The sequence below is a fragment of the Moheibacter stercoris genome, from assembly GCF_040545805.1.
Classification (GTDB): domain Bacteria; phylum Bacteroidota; class Bacteroidia; order Flavobacteriales; family Weeksellaceae; genus Moheibacter; species Moheibacter stercoris.
Genome location: NZ_JBEPMO010000030.1, coordinates 1 through 16,459, shown reverse-complemented (window position 1 = coordinate 16,459; position 16,459 = coordinate 1). Strand labels below are relative to the sequence as shown.

15 protein-coding genes and 1 pseudogene are annotated in these 16,459 nt (G+C 35.6%); 10 read left to right on the top strand and 6 right to left on the bottom strand.

What is annotated here, in order from left to right:
* The first annotated feature begins 724 nt into the window (after nucleotides 1-724).
* Both ABID46_RS13310 and ABID46_RS13305 read left to right on the top strand, forming a co-directional pair.
* Nucleotides 725-925, top strand: coding sequence for a CpsB/CapC family capsule biosynthesis tyrosine phosphatase (locus tag ABID46_RS13310; protein WP_354510922.1), 201 nt, complete (start codon nucleotides 725-727; stop codon nucleotides 923-925).
* Nucleotides 919-1,485: pseudogene (locus tag ABID46_RS13305) on the top strand (tyrosine-protein phosphatase); the annotation flags it as partial. The gene ABID46_RS13310 and the pseudogene ABID46_RS13305, both read left to right, overlap by 7 nt.
* 80 nt (nucleotides 1,486-1,565) lie before the next feature.
* On the opposite strand, the gene serS reads toward ABID46_RS13305, so the two are convergent.
* The 4 genes from serS to ABID46_RS13285 all read right to left on the bottom strand — a co-directional run bounded on the left by serS (nucleotide 1,566) and on the right by ABID46_RS13285 (nucleotide 5,116).
* The gene (gene serS, locus ABID46_RS13300; protein ID WP_354510920.1) at nucleotides 1,566-2,834 is read right to left on the bottom strand and encodes a serine--tRNA ligase; all 1,269 of its coding nucleotides are present in this window, start codon (nucleotides 2,832-2,834) and stop codon (nucleotides 1,566-1,568) included.
* Nucleotides 2,835-3,026: 192 nt separating this feature from the next.
* A complete protein-coding gene (locus ABID46_RS13295; protein WP_354510918.1) occupies nucleotides 3,027-3,737 on the bottom strand; it encodes an SDR family oxidoreductase in 711 nt (236 codons plus the stop codon).
* Between the two features lie 38 nt (nucleotides 3,738-3,775).
* Nucleotides 3,776-4,261 carry a hypothetical protein gene (locus ABID46_RS13290; protein WP_354510916.1) on the bottom strand — a complete coding sequence of 162 codons (486 nt, stop codon included), beginning with the start codon at nucleotides 4,259-4,261 and terminating at the stop codon, nucleotides 3,776-3,778.
* 87 nt (nucleotides 4,262-4,348) lie between these two features.
* Entirely contained in the window at nucleotides 4,349-5,116 is a 768-nt protein-coding gene (locus ABID46_RS13285; protein ID WP_354510914.1) for an enoyl-CoA hydratase-related protein, read from the bottom strand.
* 128 nt (nucleotides 5,117-5,244) lie between these two features.
* Between ABID46_RS13285 and ABID46_RS13280 the strand changes: the two genes are divergently transcribed.
* The 7 genes from ABID46_RS13280 (at nucleotide 5,245) to ABID46_RS13250 (ending at nucleotide 10,861) form a co-directional block, all read left to right on the top strand.
* A complete protein-coding gene (locus tag ABID46_RS13280) occupies nucleotides 5,245-7,206 on the top strand; it encodes a transporter-like protein (RefSeq protein WP_354510910.1) in 1,962 nt (653 codons plus the stop codon).
* Nucleotides 7,207-7,278: 72 nt separating this feature from the next.
* On the top strand, nucleotides 7,279-7,950 hold the full coding sequence (locus ABID46_RS13275; protein ID WP_354510908.1) for a hypothetical protein: 672 nt from the start codon (nucleotides 7,279-7,281) through the stop codon (nucleotides 7,948-7,950).
* Entirely contained in the window at nucleotides 7,950-8,243 is a 294-nt protein-coding gene (locus ABID46_RS13270; protein ID WP_354510906.1) for a winged helix-turn-helix domain-containing protein, read from the top strand. Before ABID46_RS13275 ends, ABID46_RS13270 begins: the two co-directional genes overlap by 1 nt.
* 25 nt (nucleotides 8,244-8,268) lie before the next feature.
* Nucleotides 8,269-8,574, top strand: a complete 306-nt coding sequence (locus ABID46_RS13265) for a hypothetical protein (protein ID WP_354510904.1) — start codon at nucleotides 8,269-8,271, stop codon at nucleotides 8,572-8,574.
* Between the two features lie 35 nt (nucleotides 8,575-8,609).
* The gene (locus tag ABID46_RS13260) at nucleotides 8,610-9,458 is read left to right on the top strand and encodes a metallophosphoesterase (RefSeq protein WP_354510902.1); all 849 of its coding nucleotides are present in this window, start codon (nucleotides 8,610-8,612) and stop codon (nucleotides 9,456-9,458) included.
* Between the two features lie 40 nt (nucleotides 9,459-9,498).
* Nucleotides 9,499-9,978 (top strand): hypothetical protein, encoded by a 480-nt coding sequence (locus ABID46_RS13255; protein ID WP_354510900.1) that lies wholly within the window; start codon nucleotides 9,499-9,501, stop codon nucleotides 9,976-9,978.
* 238 nt (nucleotides 9,979-10,216) lie between these two features.
* Nucleotides 10,217-10,861 carry a DedA family protein gene (locus ABID46_RS13250; RefSeq protein WP_354510898.1) on the top strand — a complete coding sequence of 215 codons (645 nt, stop codon included), beginning with the start codon at nucleotides 10,217-10,219 and terminating at the stop codon, nucleotides 10,859-10,861.
* A 125-nt stretch (nucleotides 10,862-10,986) separates the two neighbouring features.
* Here ABID46_RS13250 and ABID46_RS13245 read toward each other — a convergent pair whose 3' ends face one another.
* Both ABID46_RS13245 and ABID46_RS13240 read right to left on the bottom strand, forming a co-directional pair.
* Entirely contained in the window at nucleotides 10,987-11,748 is a 762-nt protein-coding gene (locus ABID46_RS13245) for an enoyl-CoA hydratase/isomerase family protein (protein WP_354510897.1), read from the bottom strand.
* Nucleotides 11,749-11,775: 27 nt separating this feature from the next.
* Entirely contained in the window at nucleotides 11,776-12,816 is a 1,041-nt protein-coding gene (locus ABID46_RS13240) for a nucleoid-associated protein (RefSeq protein ID WP_354510895.1), read from the bottom strand.
* Nucleotides 12,817-13,102: 286 nt separating this feature from the next.
* Between ABID46_RS13240 and ABID46_RS13235 the strand changes: the two genes are divergently transcribed.
* Nucleotides 13,103-16,348 carry a T9SS type A sorting domain-containing protein gene (locus tag ABID46_RS13235; protein WP_354510893.1) on the top strand — a complete coding sequence of 1,082 codons (3,246 nt, stop codon included), beginning with the start codon at nucleotides 13,103-13,105 and terminating at the stop codon, nucleotides 16,346-16,348.
* Nucleotides 16,349-16,459: the final 111 nt, after the last annotated feature.

The following is a 16,459-nucleotide window of genomic DNA, read 5'->3' as shown; positions in this document are numbered from 1 at the left end:
AAATCGTCGGGTTATGAGATTAAAATAATAGAAAATATTCACAGGTTCCCCCGATGCGTCGGGGCTGTTCCCGCTACTAAGTCAAAAAGAGATTCGGAAATGAGTCTCTTTTTTTTATGTCTTTTATTTAACTCGTCGGGATCATATGCGCCGCGGCGCACACATCCGCCGCGGCGGACCGATAGCTATCGGGATGTTCCCGCTACTAAGTCAAAAAGAGTCTCTTTTTTTTATGTCTTTCATTTAGCTCAACGGGATCATATGCGCCGTGGCGCACACATCCGCCGCGGCGGACCGATGACTATCGGGATGTTCCCGCTACTAAGTCAAAAAGAGATTCTAAAAAGAGTCTCTTTTTTTTTATATCTTTTATTTAGCTCAACGGGATCTTATGCACCGCGGCGCACACATCCGCCGCGGCGGACCGATAACTATCGGGATGTTCCCGCTACTAAGTCAAAAAGAGATTCTAAACAATAGTTTAATCAACTAATCCAATCTCGATATAAAATTTCCCACGGTTTTCGTTTTAAAAATTAGAAAGGAATAATTCAAACTTTAAATTTCTTATTGATTTTTAACAAGCTATAGGCTATTGATTCTATAACTCAAAAGATTTTGTTAATTAACAAAATTGAATCCAATATCTTATTAAATAATCTCGTTTCAATTACCCAGAGGAAGATCACGCTAGAATTGTTTGACCTAAAAATTTGAAAAGACTATGTTATTGGACTTGCTTAAATCAACAATTAACCCTCCAAAACTCACTACCTCTGTTTTTGACGAGAAGTATATTGACATACATTCTCATATTTTACCGTTTCTTGATGATGGTGCTAATTCTTTTGATCAAGCCATTGAAATGCTTTGTCGTATGAAGGAATTAGGAATTCGTAATTTTTTGTCTTCACACCTCATGTGATGCAGGATGTTTGGGAAAATTCTACGGAAAATATTCTTCAAAAATTTAAGGAGTTTCAATCTAAAACTCTAGAAATACCTGAATTTACAGACATTCAAATAAGAATAGCGGCAGAATATACCTTAGATGAAAATTTCCTAAATCTTCTTCAAAAAAATGACATCCTCACCTTAAAGGATAATAAAATTTTGATTGAATTGCCTTCAATGGAAATGCCTTTGAATCTTTTTGATTTCATAGAGGTAATTCAAGACAAAGGATTTGTCCCAATCTTGGCTCATCCAGAACGCTATTTGGGTTTTCATCAAAACGAAGGAATCTATTGCAAACTAAAATCTGCTGGATGTTTGTTTCAAGTCAGTCTTTTGTCTCTTTCTGAATATTACAATCGCGAGGTTCAAAATACCGCTTTGTGGTTGATTCGAAATAATTTAATTGATTTCATAGGAACTGACGTTCATCGGGTTTATCAAATTGAGGTATTGGAAGAAATGCTACAAAAATTTGGCTTGATAGAATTGATTAAACCTTTGATCAAAAACAATCGATTGCTGCTTTAATTATCATATTTTTATTTAAAAGAAAAGCCGAGAGAATTTATTTTCTTTCGGCTTTTGTATTGTATTGATTTTATGAGCAATTATGCAATCGAATCAAATCCTGTATAGGCTCTTAATTTTTCTGGAACTTTGATACTTCCATCGGCTTGTTGATGATTTTCCAAAATTGACGCCATAATTCGAGGCAATGCCAAAGCAGAACCATTCAAGGTATGACAGAATTCATTTTTGCCTTCTTTTTTATAACGCAATTTCAAACGATTGGCTTGGAAGGTTTCAAAGTTGGAAACAGAAGAAACTTCTAACCATTTTTCTTGTGCTGCTGAGAACACTTCAAAATCATAGGTCATCGCTGATGCAAAACCGGTGTCACCTCCACATAATCTTAAAATTCTGTACGGCAATTCCAAATCTTCCAACAATCCTTTTACGTGTTCTACCATTTCCTCTAGTGCAGCATAAGAATTTTCTGGTTTCTCAATTCGAACGATTTCTACTTTTTCAAATTGATGCAAACGGTTCAATCCGCGAACATCCTTTCCATAACTTCCTGCCTCACGACGGAAACAAGGTGAATAAGAAGTTAGTTTAATTGGTAATTCGGATTCATTGACCAATTCATCACGGAAAATATTGGTAACAGGAACTTCGGAAGTTGGAATCAAATACAAATTGTCTTCGTTTACAAAATACATTTGACCTTCTTTATCGGGCAATTGTCCTGTTCCATAACCAGAAGCTTCGTTCACGACAAAGGGTGGAATAACTTCGGTATAACCTGCTTCTGTGTTTTTGTCCAAGAAATATTGGATCAACGCACGTTGCAATCTTGCTCCTTTTCCTAAATAAACTGGGAAACCAGCTCCGGTGATTTTCACACCTAATTCAAAATCAATCAAATTGAATTTTTTCGCCAAATCCCAATGCGGCATTGCATCTGGTTTTGGAGAAGCATCTCCTTTTTCAAATACGATTTCGTTATCTTCAGCACTTACTCCTGCAACCACTTTCTCGTTGGGAATATTTGGGATTTGATATAAGATGTGTTTGATGGATTCTTCATATTTCGCCAACAAATCTTGCAATTCTTTGATTTGAACTTTTTGATCGGCTGTTTTTGCTTTCAATTCGTTCGCTTCATCTGCTCTTCCTTGTTGGAAAAGTTGTCCGATTTCTTTGGATAATTTGTTGGATTCTGCTAATACATTATCAAGTTCGAATTGTGTTTTACGACGAAGTTCATCCGAAGTCAAAACTTCTTCTACCAATTCCAACTGTTTAAAATTTCTCTTCTTAAGTCCCTCTAAGACTTTCTCTTTGTTTTCTTGAATAGCAGATACGACTAACATTTTTTTAAATTTTTCACAAAGGTAAAATTTAGAAGTTAGAAATCAGAAATTAGTCGTTAGAATTATTAGGTTGATTCTTATTTGAATTTCAATTTTTATTATTTGCATCCAAATCTTTACATCTATATTCATAAAAATTCCCCTAACAATCGAAATCGTTAAGGGAATCAAGCATTCATTTAATGTGAATCTTTATTTCAAATCCGGACGTGTCGGACGAACTTCAATTTTACTTGGTAAAGTACGTGGGTTCATGTTCAATAAATCCAACACCAATTGACCGATGTCTTCTGGTTGAATTTTCCATTTATCGGAATCACTTGGAACATGGTTGTTAAAATTTGTCGCTACAGATCCTGGCATGATGGTCGACACTTTGATGTCATATTTACGTAAATCCAACATCGCAGCTTGGGTAAATCCTACTACACCAAATTTCGACGCATTGTAACCTGCTCCATTTTCAAAAAAGTTGGTTCCTGCTAAACTTGATAAGGTGATGTAATATCCTTTGGATTTTTTCAATTCTTCAACCGTTGCTTTCAACGTATGAAAAGATCCTGTTAAATTGGTATCGATCATTTGATTCCATTCTTCCAATGACATTTGGTCGATTGGAGCAAAATTCCCTACACCAGCATTGGCTAGAACTGCATCAATTTGTCCGAAATGCTTGACAATTTCGTTTACAGTATTTACTTCATCTTCGAAATTCCCAACATTGGATTGAACACCGATAATTTTTGAAGTTTCACCTAAACTAGCTGCTGCTTTTTGAGCATCTTCTAAATTTCTACCGCTAATTGCGACACGCATTCCCGCTTCCAATAGAACTTTTGCCGTTCCATATCCAATTCCTTTTGTACCGCCTGTGATATAGGCTACTTTTCCTGTTAAATTCATATTACTAATTTCAATATTGTATTTGTAAACAATCGATTTTAATCATTTTCGAAATATATCCATTTATTTAAATAATCTGGATTTTTATAGTTTACTCGATTGACACTTATAGAATCTTGATTGAAACAAAGATTTGCTTCAAGAAATTCTTGGATAGGATAAATAAAATCAGTTGGTGGAGGGAAATTCGCTGAATTCTCGTATTTATTAAAATTAGCGATTGTTCGAGGTACGTTTTCATTGACATAAACTTTAAAACCTTTGTAACTAAATTTCGCATAGTTATCATCTGATCTATAATAATCTACATTATCAAAACTTAAACACCAATCATTTTCTGACTTAATCGAATACACTTCTATAAAAATTTTATTTCCATCTCTATAGGCACTTTCTTTCAACTCTTCTGTAAATTCTATAAATATATGCTTAACTCTTTCATCCTTAAAAACGTCATTAATATCTTTTTGGCATGAAACAACATTCACTAGAAATAATAAATAAAATATAAAATTGGGTTTCATTTTATTTAAAGTTTACAATTATAGAGTTAATACAATTAGAAGTTCCAAAAATACCTTAATCAAATAGTTGCGAAATTCGAATTCGCGTTAAAAATTTGGTTTTCTTTTCTCCAAGAATGCAGAAACGCCTTCTTTGAAATCAGCTTGATCAAATAATTCGCCAAACGATTTAATTTCCGCATCAAATCCTTGATCAGTATCGCTTAAATTCATCGCATAAATTGCTTTTGAAATTGCAATAGACGAATTTCCAGCAATTTTAGAAGCTATAGCTTTTGCGCGATCCAATAATTCTGCTTGTGGAACGACTTCGTTCACCAAACCTACTTCATATGCGCGTTGCGCTGAAATCATTTCAGCTGTAAAAATCATTTGTGCCGCACGTCCTTTTCCAATTAATTTAGGCAAACGCTGCGTTCCTCCATATCCAGGAATCAAACCCAAAGTAACTTCTGGCAAACCTAATTTTGCATTTTCAGACGCAATTCTAAAATGTGCCGACATCGCCAATTCCAATCCTCCACCTAATGCAAATCCGTTTACAGCGGCAATTACTGGTTTAGAGAAATTTTCTACTTTATTGAACACGGTTTCTTGACCTTTTTGCGCCAATTCTTCACCTTGATTTCCATTGAAATCTGAAAATTCTTTGATATCTGCACCTGCGACAAAAGATTTTTCTCCGCTTCCAGTCAAAATAACCACTCGAATTTCAGCGTTATTTTGCGCTTCGTCCAAAAAATTGCTAAGATCAGTTAACAAGTCTTTGTTTAATGCATTAAGGGCTTGCGGACGGTTCAATGTAACGACCGCAATCTTATTTTCTATCTCTACAAGTAAATTTTGATATGTCATACTCTAAAAATTTGACGAAAATTAGGAGTTATTTTTGAGAATATGGTAAAATCTGGTGGCTTTAAAACATGATTTAAATCTATTTATTTGATAATCCTTATTTTTGCGACTGATTTAAAAATTTGCTAATGAGGTTGGATTCTATTTTCTCACGTGACGCAAGGACAGAAAAAAAATTTCTCTCGAAGCTTTTTCACAAAGCCAAGAAGGACTATCCAGACATCATAACCTTCATGGATACCATCACGTTGAAATTAGAAATTGATGATGATTTTCACCGTCGTTTTAGCCTAGAATTAAAAGAGATTTTTACCTCATTAAAATTCATGAAATTCTTGACCACTTCTGGTTTGATGCAGGAAGACTCGTTATTTTCTGTTTTAAGGAAGAAATTTTATGATATCATGTTACCCGAAATTGAGGATGACCATACCTTGACTTCCATTGTGAATGATTTGTTTTATGATCAATCCAATTTCAAAAATTTTAAATTAATTCCCAAAGATCGATGGGAACGATTTTATACCGCTCTTTTCCGAAATTCAGAAGATTCTGAATTGAACAGCATTCGAAAAGATTTAAAGTCTCAGCTTATTGAATCCATCAATATTTTAATGGATCGAATCAGTGGTGGATTTTCAGACAATGAGATGATGCGTTATCGTCCCTTGGGGGAATATTCCAAAACACCGTTCAACAAACTGTCTATTGACATTCGTAATATCATCGAAAATCCCGAATTGCCATTTGATTTATTAGGAATTAGGCAATCCATCAAAAGTTGTACGATTTATTTGAATGATATTTTAACTCAAAAAGACAACAAAGGGATTTCCTTGAAAGTAACCTTAAAAATCAACCGAATCAATCAAGAATTGCAACGTGTCAAAGAATTGGTGAAAAACCTAAGTGATTTGAAGTCTGACAATGATTTGGTGGTGTTTTTCTCCAATGCAACCAAAATGTGGGTGGAATATTATTCACCACAAAATTTTGTTTCGAAGCAAATTTCTTCTACCGTTTATTTGGTAACCTTTTTGGCAACCTACCACAATGGGAGAACAGGCGAAAAATACATTACTACTTCTGCAAAAGAATATTTTAAACTCTATATGACGGCTGCAGGTGGAGGTTTGATTGTGGCAGTTCTCTGTTACATCAAATATTGGATGGGTCATATTCCCGATATTTCGCCTTTCTCCACGGCCTTTTTATTTGGGTTAAATTATGCTATGGGTTTCCTTGCGATTTATTTATTGCATTTGACTTTGGCAACCAAACAACCTGCGATGACAGCAGCATTGATTGCGCATACGTTAAAAAGCAACGAACAAGATAAAGATATTAACTACCACGATTTTGCTCGTCTTTTTGCAAGATTGAGTCGAAGTCAAATGATTGCCTTTATAGGGAACGTTACCGCAGCCTTTGCCCTTGCGACAGGAATATTTATGCTCTTGCGACACGCATTTGGATGGACCGTTGTGAGCGTAAGTGATGCCTTGAAATATTGGGACGAATTGGCTTACTTCAATCCATGGATTATTTGGTACGCTTCCATTGCTGGTTTCTTTTTATTCATTTCGGGATTGGTTTCAGGATTGGTTATCAACAATCAACGCTATTACAATATCCCAGAAAGAATCTACCATCATCCGTTTTTGAAACGTTTTTTTGGAGACAAACGTAGAAGAAAAATTGCGAATTGGTTCGAAAAAAATAACGGTGGTGTAATTGGAAACATATTATTTGGTTTCATGATGGGTTCCGCTTTTTTGGTTGGGGAATTTCTAAATATTCCATTTGACATCCGACACATTACCTTTGCTGCAGGAAATTTAGCAATGGGTATGGCCGGAATTGATTACGGAGGAATCACCTTGATGACGATAATCGTATCCATTGTTTCGGTATTTTTAATCGGCGGATTTAACTTCATCGTGAGTTTCTTGTTGTCTTTGACCTTGGCCATGCGATCCAACAACATTCAAATCATTCATATATTCCCTATGTTTGGCGCGGTAATCAAGGAATTCTTTAAAAATCCGTACAAGTTTTTCTTTCCTCCAATCAAATTCCGAAAAAAATAATTTGAAATTTATTTCCAATTTGTATTAACGAATTGAAAAATTCATTTACTTTGTAATTCAAAGTTCTTTAAGATGAATGAAAATCCTCAAAATCAATTAAAAGAAATACGTTCCATGATGGAGCGCAGTACAAGGTTTATGTCTCTAAGCGGTTGGACAGGAATCATGGCAGGAATTTATTCTTTGCTCGGAGCTGTGGCTGCATATTATGTTGTATATAAAATGAAATTTGATGAGATGGTAGTTCCATCCAATTTGGAAACCTATGGAAATGGAAGACCTCAACATTATGATTACCCAAATGGCCTAATTGATTTATTTTCAGAAAAAAACATTCTCTTATTTGGAATCGCAGCAGCCGTGATCTTTTTATCGGGAACTACTGCATTTTACCATTCTTCAATAAAAGCCAAAAAACAAGGAGTTCAATTGTGGAATTCCACTTCAAAACGATTATTTGTCCAAGTGGCAATTCCTTTAATTGCTGGAGGAATTTTCTGTCTTGCACTTTTGGTTTATGGGCATGCGGGATTGATCGCTCCAGCGATGTTGATTTTTTATGGAATGGCTCTGTTGAATGGAAGCAAATACACTTTGAAGGAATTTCATTCTTTGGCTTTGTGTGAAATTGGATTGGGTTTAATTTCTCTATTTTTTATCGGATATGGATTGTATTTTTGGGCAATCGGATTTGGAGTATTACACATCATTTACGGAATTTTGATGCAAAAGCGATACAACTAATGGGTATCATTGATGGACTAAATAAAAATTTTGAAAATCGCGTACGCATAGGAATCATGTCGGTTCTGATGGTGAATGATTGGGTGGATTTTACCGAAATGAAAGACCTCCTACAAGTCACCGATGGAAATTTGGCAAGTCATTCATCTGCTTTGGAAAAGGTCGAATACATTGAAATTAAAAAAGAATTTGTGGGCAAAAAACCTCGAACTTCTTATCGCGTTACTCAACAAGGAAAACGAGCTTTTCAAGATCATTTATCGGCCCTAGAAAAACTACTAGGAAACGTTTAGATTACTAACTTATAAAATCACAGACATGATAAAACAAACCTCAAAACCATCTCGAAAACGATATTTTGGGATGTTAGGATTGGGAGCCGCTCTTCTAAGCCTACCCTTTCTCGCCATGCAATTTACCAAGGAAGTAAATTGGTCAGCTTTTGACTTTCTATTGATGGGAATTTTGCTTTTCGCTCTTATTTCGGGAATTGAATGGACACTCCGAAACCTAAATTCCACAAGCAAACGACTTGTCGTAGTTGGTCTTATCCTTCTAAGTTTTCTTTTGATTTGGGCAGAATTGGCTGTTGGCATTTTTCATTCACCTATTGCAGGCAACTAAAAAAATTTATCAATCAACTTTGAAATTCAAAGTATATGAAACGAATCAAAATCAACAAAAAATGGATGCTCTATTGCTCTTTGATTGGAGCAGCCTTATTTTATTATGCATGGCAAATCGAACCTTTCAATGTTGACTATGTCGAAATGGAATTGGAAATCGAACATTTACCTGAGCAGCTTGAAGGAAAAACCATTATGCAAATCAGTGACACGCATATTGGAGATCGTTTTGACTATCAGTATTTGATTGAAAATTTCCAAATCGCTCAAGAGTTAAATCCGGACATTGTCGTCTATACAGGTGATTTTCTAGCCTATAAATCTCCCAAACAATATGAACAATTGGCAGAAGTAGCGCCTTATTTTGTCAAAGGAAAATTGGCAACGATTGGTGTTTTGGGCAATCATGATTATGGAAAAAATTGGAATGAACCAGCGGTTGCTGATCAAATCGAACAAGACTTAGAATCGGCTGGAATTACTATCCTCAGAAATGAATCCATCGAGATAGACGGATTGACTATTATGGGAATAGACGATTATTATGGAACCAATTTCGAAGGAGAAAAACTCATGAAAACTTACGATTCAACTAAGGCTAATTTGGTTTTGTGCCATCATCCAGACGTTATGGATTTGCCGATATGGAATGGCTATAAAGGTTGGGTTTTGGCTGGGCATACGCATGGCGGTCAAGTTAAATTTCCCTTCTTACCTCCTCCTATTTTGCCCGTAAAAAATAGAACTTATTCTTCTGGTAAAATTGATTTTGAAGATGGCCGTACTTTGTACATCAATCGCGCATTGGGCCATACGTATCAAATTCGATTCAATGTTCGTCCAGAAATTACCTTATTCACCTTAAAAACGAAAAAAATTTAACCATATACTTTGTTTTTCAAAGTACTTTAAAAATATGATTATGCAAATTCGATTAAAATTTATGCTTTGGTTGTATGGTTGGTCACAAGATTTGTACACCAATCTTTTCAAACGAAATCAAAATGCTTGGGGAATAAGCAAGTCAGAATTAAGCTTATTTCCAGAAGAAACTTTGGGAAGAGCTTTGGGAGAATTTTACCAAATCAACGGATTTGACGTGATGCCCAAATTGGAGAATCACGATATTTTTCATGTCATCACCCAAACAGGAACAGAAATTCAAGATGAAATTGCCATGCAATATTTGCTTTTGGGAAATGGAAAAAGAAGTTTGTATATGTTCTCGATGATTCTCATTGGCACCTTTCTCTATCCGGAGTTTTTGGGTTATTATCAAGCTCATTTCAAAAAAGGAAAAAGGATGAATTCCTTTCATCAAGTTGAATTCAAGGATTATTTGGATTCCCATTTACAATCCGTCAAAGCAAAATTTATGTATAAAAATCAATTGTTTCTATGATAACTTTATTTTGGACACTTCATTTACTTCCATCCATTGGAATTAGGTTTCTATTGATTCATTTCATTCGAACTATATTTCGATCGTATTTTCAAAATTGGGAATTATGGATCGCCAATCTTATCGGAATTCTCTTTGGAATTCTACTCGCACCTTTTATCATATTCTTAACATTCCAAATCCTCATCAGACTCTTGATTTTGCTCTAAAATACCTAACTTCGCCAAAAATTTTATTAATGGAATTAATTGATTTCATCTTACATATAGATGCACATTTAGCAGAATTTATTCGTGATTATGGATATTGGATATATGCCATCTTATTTTTAATCATTTTTGTAGAAACAGGTGTCGTAGTCATGCCATTTTTACCAGGAGATTCTTTGCTTTTTGCAGCGGGAATGCTTGCTGCTATACCTGAAAATGATTTAAATGTTTGGATTATTATTGGATTACTTCTAATTGCAGCCATTTCGGGAGATTCACTCAATTATTCCATTGGAAAACGGTTTGGGATGCAAGTCACCAAAATCAAAATTTTTGGGAAACAATTTGTTCAACAAGAGCATATTGACAAAACCCATGAATTTTATGAAAAATATGGAAGTAAAACGATTGTTATTGCACGATTTGTTCCTATTGTAAGAACATTAGCACCATTTGTGGCAGGAATTGGGCGTATGAATTACGGTACCTTTATTACATACAATGTGGTAGGTGCAATATTTTGGGTAGTTGGACTTACCTTGGCTGGATACTTTTTAGGTCAAATTGAATGGGTAGCCCAAAACTTCTCCAAAATTGTCATTGGAATTATCGTCGTTTCGGTTTTACCAATTGTATTTGAATTTGCCAAAGAGAAATTCTTCAAGAAAAAATAAACGATATTGAAAAGCCCAAAAGTTGATTTGGGGCTTTTTTATGCTTGTTTAATTCGCCAACCATAGGACAGAATTACTTCAACCTTGATTTTTGAAATATCAAAATTCAATTTAATCAAACGAATTTAGTTCGATTTAAATTTCATCAAAGTTTCCTTAGTGAAATCAGACAAAACCAAACGTCCACTCATTTCGGCGCGCGATTTCATCAATTCTGGTAAATGATCTGTTCCTTGCCAAAAGATGGATTTCAAATCACGCATGGCGTCTAAACTATAAACAGAAAGGTTTTTCGCGAAATCCAAACTTGCCTTTTCACATTCTTCAATTGTTGGATAAACGTGGTTGAAAATTCCTTTTTCTTTTAACCATTCTGGTGATTTCCATTCCGTCGGATTCATGGTCATTTCAGAAAAAGCTGTAATGCCAATTTTACGCGTAATGGCTGGTTCAATGACAAAAGGTCCAATTCCAATAGACAATTCACTTAAACGTGCTGCAGAGTTTGATTCAGCCAAAGCATAATCACAAGCTGCTGTTAAACCAACTCCTCCACCGACAATTTTACCTGTGATACAACCCACAATAAATTTAGGACAACGACGCATAGCCAAAATCACATTGGCAAATCCCATGAAAAATTTCTTACCTTTTTCAAATTCATCAATCGTCAAAAGCTCATCAAAGGAAGCGCCTGCACTGAAAACTTTGTCCCCAGCACTTTTCAGAATGATGATTTTCACTTTGTCATTGGCTCCCAATTCGTCAAAAATGCGAATCAATTCGTTCAATTGCGTAGACGGAAATGAATTGCTTTTCGGATGAAAAAATTCAATCGTTGCAATGTCAGATTCTATGTCCGTTTTGATATAATGTAGTTGTTCCATGCATTCAAATTTTAAAATTACGACGCTTTAAATTTCAGAATCGTAGTACAATTTATAATATTTTTTCCCTTCTTCATCTACTCCTTGTTCAATCATTTGACGATTTCCATGAACATAGATGTGAAAGTTCTTGTCTAGTTTGATGATGCTTTTGAAAAATCGAGCTTGTTTTTTTACTGCATTTTTAGAAATATCGAAATGATCGTTTAAATCCATTTCGTAAACCTCTTCAAATTGTTGTTTGTAGTCTGCGAAACTTTTAATCAATTCATCTTGTCCCAATACTTGTTTGGCAAATTGATCGATTTCAAACTTCTCATTTTCTTTGAAGAAATTCACCGATTTGTTCAACAAATCAACCTGATCGACTTTGCTCACTTCGAAATCTTCTGGCAATTTATCCATTACATAACTTTTGCAAAGATTCAAGGTGTTTTCGGTATCGAAATATTCATCTTCTCGTTGTGTTAATCCCAAGAATTCGTCTGACCAATATTTTACCTCTTCTGTTTTGCTTCCATTGTCAACACATGCCACAATGTATCCATCCTCTTGTTCCAAATTAAAAATCAAACATCCTTTGTCAACTTTTCCTAATTGAATTCCCGTTTCTGAATTGGCTTCATAGGAATTTTCAGTCGGATGTACTTTCAAAAAACGTTCTTTGTTTTCTGATTTAAAAATTCCAATCACTTGTGCATTTTGTCCTTCAATGATCGCATCTGGAAAGAAAACCACAAACATTTCGCCTCCTCTAACCTTTGGATTATAACTCTTATTGTATAAATGATACGCTAGATTAACGGATTGTTGAACCAATTGCGTTCTATCCTCAAAAATTGATTTTGCTGCAGTGTAAACGACATTATCCTCTGGATCCTCTTGGATATTAAATCGGAAGTATTCTTCTGTTTTAAAAGATTTGGTAAAAAAGGTATACAATGGATCCACCATATCCTCATCATAATGAGTCAAGGTTTTGGATAAATGAACCCCTTCTTCAGAACCACTATTTCCTACACGGTGGATAACAAGATCAAAACTTTCTTCTGGATTTAAAAAATGCATGATTTCAATTTAAGAATGCGAAATTAACGGACATTCATGAAAATAAAAAACATCCAACCAAGTTATTTTTACCAAATGATATTAGCCTAATTTAACAGTATTTAACAGTTTTAATCGGTTATAATTGATTAAAAATGTTGCGTATATCAAATTAATTTCTATTTTTGGTTTCAATAAATCTCTTCTTTACTAATTCAGAATCAATACTCTCGGAGGCGGGAGTCAAATTTTTATGTTGTTCTGAAAGGTAATCCTTTCGTTTTTATTATTATTTAAAAGTTTTAGGATGAAGTATTTCTCTTTGATTGCTTCTAGCCTATTCTTAAACCTACATGTTTCTTATGTAGCAGCGCAAAACCATGTCCCTCTAACAGACAATTATTTGCAAAGCTCCATAAACCGATCCTTAGCTTTTATAGCTGAAAGCGATTCTGTTGATACGAATCAAGAAAACAACGTCTTCACTGAGACCCATCTGAGGGCTCCAAACAGCTACATTTTCGATGTAAATTTTGCGAAATCGAATGGCTTTTCTGGTTTGAAAATTCCTGTTAAAAAAGCATTTGAAATCTGGTCCAATCCAAATTGGCATTTAAATGATCCATTGCCATCCAATGGAACGTTGAGCGCTTATTTGTATTGGGAAGACACCCATGATCTTATCCGCAACTTACAAGTGGAAATGGCAGGTACAGCGGCAGATTCCAAAATCAATGTAGAGGTTAACCCAATGAAAGGAAAAGGAAACGCTCTGATCTCCCTGCATTGGGGCAATTCTGGCACCAAAGACGATCCCATCATTTGGAGCTGGCATGTATGGGTGACAGATGATCCTTCTGATGGAGTTTCATACGGCCAAGGAATTGAAACAGATCTTAACGGAAATCTCTTCACCCCAAAATTCATGGACCGAAATTTGGGTGCTACGCACAACGAAATTGTGGGTAATAATTGGGATAAAACCATTGGTTTGATGTATCAATGGGGACGAAAAGATCCGATTCCACCTATGTTGACGAAGGATTTCTCCTTTTATGAACTCAATGGTTTGGTGGGATATATGCGAAATCGAGAAGGCATTCATTTCGGAAATATTTTACCAGAAGTGCAGCGACCTTTTTCATCAATTTCTGCCAATCTTAAGTTTTCCGTTCAAAATCCAATCGCTTATATATTGAATGCGGACAGTGGAACATGGTTTTCCTCACAGCAATATCGTATTCCCGACAATCCAAATACCCATCACAATGAAACAGTGGCTTGGGATTTATGGGGAGACAATATGCGCGGAGAAAATTCCAATGCCTCAAGTAGTGATCCAGCGGTCCGAAATGATAGTCGTTCCTATGAATTAAAGTCACCGTATGATCCTTGTCCAAATGGTTGGAGAATCCCATCTCATCTTGGACGAAATACGGTTAACAATTTGCACAGTCCATTTGGAAGACAAAACAGTGGATACAATGATGATATCATTCCACAAAACAATATGTTTTATCCCAACACACCCAATGATGTAATCAAAGATGTAAAAGTATATAGTGGATTAGGCGTTGATTTTAGAGAAGCTCATAATGGAAACAATGTATCTAGAAATATTGGTGTTTTTCCTACTACTGGCTACTATGTTATGTACCCAAACAATGGAACTCCAACGGTCGTGATGCAAGACACACGTGCTATTGCAGCATTATGGACAGCAACATATTCGCTTGGAGGGGCAAGATATTTTCGTGTCGTGACAGATCCGATTCGCCCCGATTTAGGACCTCATGGTTTGAATCAAGTTTTGATCAACCAGACTTCCTTTAGTATGGAAGGTATGCCTGTTCGATGCATTGAAGATCCCAACAAACAGTTGATTGGAAATTTCGAAACAGAATATGTAATAGAAACAAAAACCGTTTTCACACAAGGATTGAATAATCCCAATAGCTATATTCTAAATGGTGATACCGAATTATTAATACCTGTGAATAAAGCCTTTTCTGTTCATGAAAAGTTGAATCCAGACGCACCAATTTTGGCCAACAATCAATTGATTGCCAATGTAATGTGGACAGACAACCCCAATATGGTTCAAACTGTGAAGATTGTAGATGCTTCAGAAGACAATCGTTTGAATTCCATCAGAGTGACAATCAATCCCAATCAAAAAGGAAATGCGATTGTTTCTTTGCACAATGGTTCCATTGAGAATCCAGCATACTGGTCTTGGCATCTTTGGGCGCCGGCAGATGCTATCAACGAAATTACCTATGTGAACCAAGAAACTTTGGATGCAAATTACCATTTCATCAATCCAATGGCGTCAGATGACCCACCTTTGACTACGACCTTTATGGATCGAAACTTAGGAGCCATTCATAATTTACCTATTGAAGCCTTGAATCATCCTGAAGTTCCAGAACTTCAAAATGAAGTAAAACTTTCAGGTGGTTTGCATTATCAATGGGGAAGAAAAGATCCGATTCCTTCGTTCCGATATGTAGGTGGAGATTCTTACGAAATTTCAAAAGGCGTTGCTGTCAGTTCTTCTGGTGTTGTGAGCTATCAATCGATTGGAATGGCTGAATACAACCAAACTTATTCGAAGAATTATTCGACGTATAAACAAGAGGCAAATGTTCAGACAACTGATACGAAATACCAAGAAGCAAGAAAAATAATCGAATATTCCATCCAGAATCCGATGACCTTATTGTACAAAGGCACGACCAATTCATCTGATTGGGTTTCTGGCGAAATGGCCGTTGCAGCCGACCGATGGGGTCATGCGACCAAAAAATCTGAATTTGATCCTTGTCCAAAAGACTGGAGAGTTCCTGACACCTTCAAAGTTTATGAAAATGGAAAAGGAAATTCCCCTTGGTTCAATGGGAAAAAATTAGGTTCAACCCAAGGAACACCTCATTATTTGTTTAGTCATTATGGTGGTCAATTCAAGCACCACGAAAACAAAGCTATGGGTTGGTATTTCAATGATCCCGATTATCAGATCGGACATTTCCCAACAACGGGAATCATTGGCAAAACGACTCCAGGTCAAATTGGAGGAACTTCGGTTGCACAAGCGCAAACTGGAGTCTGGACAGCTGCTTTGACCCAACAATTAAAAGGACATGCTTTGGCGATGCAAATGGGTGTTTTGGTCGACGCAGATCATCGTGTGATTTCAACTGGAAACATTTCTCCTTCCTATGGTCTAAATGTTCGTTGCGCTCGAGATGAACACAGATATACGGGAGATTTAGGAGAAGATTATTTTGACATGAGCGTTCGCGATATAGCTTCTTTTCAAGACGGCAAAGAAGTGAATTTCTATCCCAATCCCGTTCAAGATTATTGGCATACTACTTCTTCAAAAGATTATGCGATCGAAATCTATAATTTAGAAGGAAAATTGGTTTGGAAAGGCAAATTTGACAACCAAAAAGTGAATCTTCAACAATTACCAAAAGGAATTTACATCGCCATCTTGACCACAGAATCTGATGAAAAAATCCTTCAACAAAAAATTATCAAAAAATAAAGATTAGTGTTTTAAGAAAAGAGGCTGTCTCAAAAGACAGTCTCTTTTTTATGCTTAATATTTATTTTTTGCTTCTTGGATATTAAAATTTCATTTTTCTAGCTTAAAAAC

Bases quoted from the DNA above. Each gene is read 5' to 3' on its own strand.
- ABID46_RS13310 (WP_354510922.1), top strand. From the start codon at position 725: ATGTTATTGGACTTGCTTAAATCAACAATTAACCCTCCAAAACTCACT.
- serS (WP_354510920.1), bottom strand. From the start codon at position 2,834: ATGTTAGTCGTATCTGCTATTCAAGAAAACAAAGAGAAAGTCTTAGAG.
- ABID46_RS13295 (WP_354510918.1), bottom strand. From the start codon at position 3,737: ATGAATTTAACAGGAAAAGTAGCCTATATCACAGGCGGTACAAAAGGA.
- ABID46_RS13290 (WP_354510916.1), bottom strand. From the start codon at position 4,261: ATGAAACCCAATTTTATATTTTATTTATTATTTCTAGTGAATGTTGTT.
- ABID46_RS13285 (WP_354510914.1), bottom strand. From the start codon at position 5,116: ATGACATATCAAAATTTACTTGTAGAGATAGAAAATAAGATTGCGGTC.
- ABID46_RS13280 (WP_354510910.1), top strand. From the start codon at position 5,245: ATGAGGTTGGATTCTATTTTCTCACGTGACGCAAGGACAGAAAAAAAA.
- ABID46_RS13275 (WP_354510908.1), top strand. From the start codon at position 7,279: ATGAATGAAAATCCTCAAAATCAATTAAAAGAAATACGTTCCATGATG.
- ABID46_RS13270 (WP_354510906.1), top strand. From the start codon at position 7,950: ATGGGTATCATTGATGGACTAAATAAAAATTTTGAAAATCGCGTACGC.
- ABID46_RS13265 (WP_354510904.1), top strand. From the start codon at position 8,269: ATGATAAAACAAACCTCAAAACCATCTCGAAAACGATATTTTGGGATG.
- ABID46_RS13260 (WP_354510902.1), top strand. From the start codon at position 8,610: ATGAAACGAATCAAAATCAACAAAAAATGGATGCTCTATTGCTCTTTG.
- ABID46_RS13255 (WP_354510900.1), top strand. From the start codon at position 9,499: ATGCAAATTCGATTAAAATTTATGCTTTGGTTGTATGGTTGGTCACAA.
- ABID46_RS13250 (WP_354510898.1), top strand. From the start codon at position 10,217: ATGGAATTAATTGATTTCATCTTACATATAGATGCACATTTAGCAGAA.
- ABID46_RS13245 (WP_354510897.1), bottom strand. From the start codon at position 11,748: ATGGAACAACTACATTATATCAAAACGGACATAGAATCTGACATTGCA.
- ABID46_RS13240 (WP_354510895.1), bottom strand. From the start codon at position 12,816: ATGCATTTTTTAAATCCAGAAGAAAGTTTTGATCTTGTTATCCACCGT.
- ABID46_RS13235 (WP_354510893.1), top strand. From the start codon at position 13,103: ATGAAGTATTTCTCTTTGATTGCTTCTAGCCTATTCTTAAACCTACAT.